The 5,661-nt window shown below is 59.4% G+C and carries 3 rRNA genes; all 3 read right to left on the bottom strand.

Annotated elements, in window-relative coordinates:
- Positions 1–63 precede the first annotated feature (63 nt).
- The 3 genes from rrf to FK256_RS14060 all read right to left on the bottom strand — a co-directional run bounded on the left by rrf (position 64) and on the right by FK256_RS14060 (position 5,595).
- Positions 64–181, bottom strand: a 5S ribosomal RNA gene (rrf, locus tag FK256_RS14070).
- A gap of 226 nt (positions 182–407) precedes the next feature.
- Positions 408–3,589 (bottom strand): 23S ribosomal RNA (locus tag FK256_RS14065).
- A 445-nt stretch (positions 3,590–4,034) separates the two neighbouring features.
- Positions 4,035–5,595, bottom strand: a 16S ribosomal RNA gene (locus FK256_RS14060).
- Together the 16S, 23S and 5S rRNA genes form the textbook arrangement of a ribosomal RNA operon.
- Between the last annotated feature and the right edge of the window lie 66 nt (positions 5,596–5,661).

The following is a 5,661-nucleotide window of genomic DNA, read 5'->3' as shown; positions in this document are numbered from 1 at the left end:
CTGTAAGAATGCAGTTGGCCCGGGGCCGCTGGTTGGCGGTTCCGGGCCGACTGTGTGGTGTGTGCTCGGTGGTGTCCTACTCTCCCGCACCCTGGCGGGTGCAGTACCATCGGCGCTGTCAGGCTTAGCTTCCGGGTTCGGGATGGGTGCCGGGCGTTTCCCTGTCGCTGTGACCACCGAGACGATTGTGCGGGTAGTGCAAGAATCACTCGATAACTCGATTTGGTTGTGTGGCTGCCCCCCCCACGCGCGTGTCGTGTCGCATACGCGTCGCGTGTGTGCGTGTTGGTTGGGTTGGGTTGGTTGTGGACCGTATAGTGGACGCTCGCCTTCTGTTCCTGCCCCCCCCACCCACTTACTGTAACCATTTACTGTGCCGCTCACGCGGTGGTTGTGGTGGTGGGGGTTGTTGTTTGTGTCGGCCTATTAGTACCAGTCAGCTCCAACCGTTACCGGTCTTCCACTTCCGGCCTATCAACCCAGTGGTCTGCTGGGGGCCTGTCAAGGAGCCGGAGCCCCTTGTGGAGACCTTGTCTTGAAGATGGTTTCCCGCTTAGATGCTTTCAGCGGTTACCCGTCCCGAACGTAGCCAACCAGCCGTGCCCCGGGCGGGACAACTGGCACACCAGAGGTTCGTCCGTCCCGGTCCTCTCGTACTAGGGACAGGCCTTCTCAAGTCTCCTGCGCGCGCAGAGGATAGGGACCGAACTGTCTCACGACGTTCTAAACCCAGCTCGCGTACCGCTTTAATGGGCGAACAGCCCAACCCTTGGGACCTGCTCCAGCCCCAGGATGCGACGAGCCGACATCGAGGTGCCAAACCATGCCGTCGATATGGACTCTTGGGCAGGATCAGCCTGTTATCCCCGGGGTACCTTTTATCCGTTGAGCGACGACCCACCCACACGGGATCGCCGGATCACTAGTTCCTACTTTCGTACCTGCTCGACCCGTCGGTCTCACAGTCAAGCTCCCTTGTGCACTTACACTCAACACCTGGTTGCCGACCAGGCTGAGGGAACCTTTGAGCGCCTCCGTTACACTTTAGGAGGCAACCGCCCCAGTTAAACTACCCACCAGGCACTGTCCCTGACCCGGATCACGGGCCCAGGTTCAGGCGCACGCCATAACCAGAGTGGTATTTCAAGGACGACTCCACCACCACTGGCGTGACAGCTTCAACGTCTCCCACCTATCCTGCACAAGCTATAGCGGGCGCCAATACCAAGCTATAGTAAAGGTCCCGGGGTCTTTCCGTCCTTCTGCGCGAAACGAGCATCTTTACTCGTACTGCAATTTCGCCGAGCTCATGGTCGAGACAGCGGGGAAGTCGTTACGCCATTCGTGCAGGTCGGAACTTACCCGACAAGGAATTTCGCTACCTTAGGATGGTTATAGTTACCACCGCCGTTTACTGGGGCTTAAATTCACCACTTCACCCCACAAGAGGGTTGATGGTTCCTCTTAACCTTCCAGCACCGGGCAGGCGTCAGTCCGTATACATCGCCTTACGGCTTCGCACGGACCTGTGTTTTTAGTAAACAGTCGCTTCCCCCTGGTCTCTGCGGCCCACCCCCCTAGCCCGCAAAACGGGGCTTCAAAGGATAGGGCCCCCCTTCTCCCGAAGTTACGGGGGCATTTTGCCGAGTTCCTTAACCATGATTCACTCGTGCGCCTAGGCATACTCTGCCCGACCACCTGTGTCGGTTTAGGGTACGGGCGGCTAGCACCATCGCGTCGAGGCTTTTCTCGGCACCCCAGGATCACCCTGATATCCCCCACCAAATGTGGGGTCACCATCACGCCTCACCCCCACCCAACCACATGGGCTGCCCCCCGGATTTACCTAGGAGACGGGCTGCGCGCTTGAACGGACCAAGCCATCAGATCCGCCGGGCTACCACTGTGCGTCACCCCTGTTAACACGCTTGCCTACCTGCACGGAGGACCCCCAGACCCCACCACCACAACCACACCACCCCCCGAAAGGAGTAGGCGCGGCTATTATGGCGGCCGGGCGTGGGTTAGCACCCGCGCGTCAGCATGGGCGGTGCTTCGCCGGTACGGGAATATCAACCCGTCATCCATCGACTACGCCTGTCGGCCTCGCCTTAGGTCCCGACTCACCCAGGGCGGACTAGCCTGGCCCTGGAACCCTTGGTCATTCGGCGCTAGGGCTTCTCACCCTAGTATCGCTACTCATGCCTGCATTCTCACTCCCGCACCGTCCACCAGCAGTCACCCACAGGCTTCCCCCAGTGCAGGACGCTCCCCTACCACCCACAACCCCTGCCACCACCCAACACGTGGGAAGATGAAAGGAACACGCTGCAGGTCCGCGGCTTCGGCGGTGTGCTTGAGCCCCGCTACATTGTCGGCGCACGATCACTTGACCAGTGAGCTATTACGCACTCTTTCAAGGATGGCTGCTTCTAAGCCAACCTCCTGGTTGTCTGCGCGACCGCACATCCTTTCCCACTTAGCACACGCTTAGGGGCCTTAGCCGGCGATCCGGGCTGTTTCCCTCTCGACCACGGAGCTTATCCCCCGCAGTCTCACTGCCGCACTAACCCAGACGGCATTCGGAGTTTGGTTGACGTCAGTAACCCTGTGGGGCCCATCAGCCACCCAGTAGCTCTACCTCCGCCGGGCAACACACGACGCTGCACCTAAATGCATTTCGGGGAGAACCAGCTATCACGGAGTTTGATTGGCCTTTCACCCCTACCCACAGCTCATCCCCCCAGTTTTCAACCTAGGTGGGTTCGGTCCTCCACACGCTCTTACACGTGCTTCAACCTGGCCATGGGTAGATCACCCCGCTTCGGGTCCAGAACGCGCCACTCACTCGCCCTCTTCGGACTCGCTCTCGCTACGACTACCCCACACGGGTTAACCTCGCGACACGCCACTGACTCGCAGGCTCATTCTTCAAAAGGCACGCCACCACCCCCCACACACAACAGTGCGCGAAGAGCTCTGACGGCTTGCAAGCGCCCGGTTTCAGGTACTATTTCACTCCCCTCCCGGGGTACTTTTCACCATTCCCTCACGGTACTATCCACTATCGGTCATCAGGAAGTATTCAGGCAGCCAAGTGGTCTTGGCAGATTCACACAGGATTCCACGAGCCCCGTGCTACTCGGGCACCACCCCAAACACACACCAACCAGTTCCGCCTACGGGGGTATCACCCACTACGCCACGCCTTCCCAGACGATTCAGCTACCAGCCAGCAATGCGCCAGGCCTCCGGCAGAAGACCAACAGAACAGCCCCACAACCCCGCACACGCAACCCCTGCCGAGTATCACACGCACACGGTTTAACCATCATCCGCTTTCGCTCGCCACTACTCACGGAATATCTTCTCCTACGGGTACTAAGATGTTTCACTTCCCCGCGTCACCCCCCACACCCTATACAATTCAGATGCAGGTGACACGACATAACTCGTGCCGGGTCCCCCCATTCGGAAACCCTCGGATCACAGCCCGCCAGCCGGCTCCCCGAGGAATATCGCAGGCCACCACGTCCTTCATCGGCCCCTGATGCCAAGGCATCCACCGAACGCTCAAAAAAACAAACAACAAACACGACAAAACACACAGACAACAAAGCCCGCATGCCACAATCACAGAAACAATACAGTAATAATGCTCGCGTCCACTATACAGTTCACAACCAACCCACCCACACCCACAACCCCACCCCACAACAGCGAAGCAGAACCACAGGCCAGGCAACCAGGGCGCACTACCCCAGAACCCCGACAGCATGCCACCCCCACACACAAAACACGCAAGGGACACCCACCACCAGCAGACCACCACGACCACAACAGCCGCAACGGCCCACCACCACAGCGGGCGTGTTTCCTACACCAAACAACACGCGGCAACCAGCCACCCCGCACAACCGCGCAGGACAACCAGCCACCGCCTCCGCAGGAGCAGCCCCCCAGTCGGCCCAGGCCCATCAACAGCCCAGACAACCACAACCAGGAAGCCACCCCCACACAATACCTATCCTTAGAAAGGAGGTGATCCAGCCGCACCTTCCGGTACGGCTACCTTGTTACGACTTCGTCCCAATCACCAGCCCCACCTTCGACCGCTCCCCATAAGGCCACGGGCTTCGGGTGTTGCCGACTTTCATGACGTGACGGGCGGTGTGTACAAGGCCCGAGAACGTATTCACCGCAGCGTTGCTGATCTGCGATTACTAGCGACTCCAACTTCACGGTGTCGAGTTGCAGACACCGATCCGAACTGAGACCGGCTTTAAGGGATTCGCTCCACCTCACGGCATCGCAGCCCTCTGTACCGGCCATTGTAGCATGCGTGAAGCCCAAGACATAAGGGGCATGATGATTTGACGTCATCCCCACCCTCCTCCGAGTTGACCCCGGCAGTCTCCCGCGAGTCCCCACCACAACGTGCTGGCAACACGGGACAGGGGTTGCGCTCGTTGCGGGACTTAACCCAACATCTCACGACACGAGCTGACGACAACCATGCACCACCTGTGAACCGGCCCCCACAAAGGAAGGAAACCCCGTCTCCGGAGCCGACCGGCACATGTCAAGCCTTGGTAAGGTTCTTCGCGTTGCATCGAATTAATCCGCATGCTCCGCCGCTTGTGCGGGCCCCCGTCAATTCCTTTGAGTTTTAGCCTTGCGGCCGTACTCCCCAGGCGGGGCACTTAATGCGTTAGCTACGGCGCGGAAGAACCCGGAAAAGGCCCCCCACACCTAGTGCCCAACGTTTACGGCGTGGACTACCAGGGTATCTAATCCTGTTCGCTCCCCACGCTTTCGCTCCTCAGCGTCAGTAACGGCCCAGAGACCCGCCTTCGCCACCGGTGTTCTTCCTGATATCTGCGCATTCCACCGCTACACCAGGAGTTCCAGCCTCCCCTACCGCACTCAAGCCGGCCCGTACCCACCGCAAGCCCCCAGTTAAGCCAGAGGATTTCACGACAGACGCGACCAGCCGCCTACGAGCTCTTTACGCCCAATAATTCCGGACAACGCTCGCGCCCTACGTATTACCGCGGCTGCTGGCACGTAGTTAGCCGGCGCTTCTTATCCAGCTACCGTCAACCCACCCACACAGGAGCAGGCCTGCTTCACTGGCGAAAGAGGTTCACAACCCGAAGGCCTCCATCCCTCACGCGGCGTCGCTGCATCAGGCTTGCGCCCATTGTGCAATATTCCCCACTGCTGCCTCCCGCAGGAGTCTGGGCCGTGTCTCAGTCCCAGTGTGGCCGTCCACCCTCTCAGGCCGGCTACCCGTCACCGCCTTGGTAGGCCATCACCCCACCAACAAGCTGATAGGCCGCGAGCCCATCCCCCACCGAAAACACCCAAAGGCGCAATCTTTCCCAAACCCGCCATGCGACAGACCCGGAATACCCCGTATTAGCCCCACTTTCATGAGGTTATCCAGAAGAAGAGGGCAGGTTACTCACGTGTTACTCACCCGTTCGCCACTCATCCACACCCACCAAAAAGGCAAGCGCTTCACCGTTCGACTTGCATGTGTTAAGCACGCCGCCAGCGTTCGTCCTGAGCCAGGATCAAACTCTCCAAACAAAACCAACAAAACCCCAACCAAACAGCCAGAGCAACAGTCAGTACAAAGCCCAGAAAACCAGACCA

Origin of the sequence: Actinomyces johnsonii (genome assembly GCF_006546835.1) — a bacterium.
GTDB classification, from domain to species: domain Bacteria; phylum Actinomycetota; class Actinomycetes; order Actinomycetales; family Actinomycetaceae; genus Actinomyces; species Actinomyces johnsonii.
This window is presented reverse-complemented; position numbering and strand designations above follow the sequence as displayed.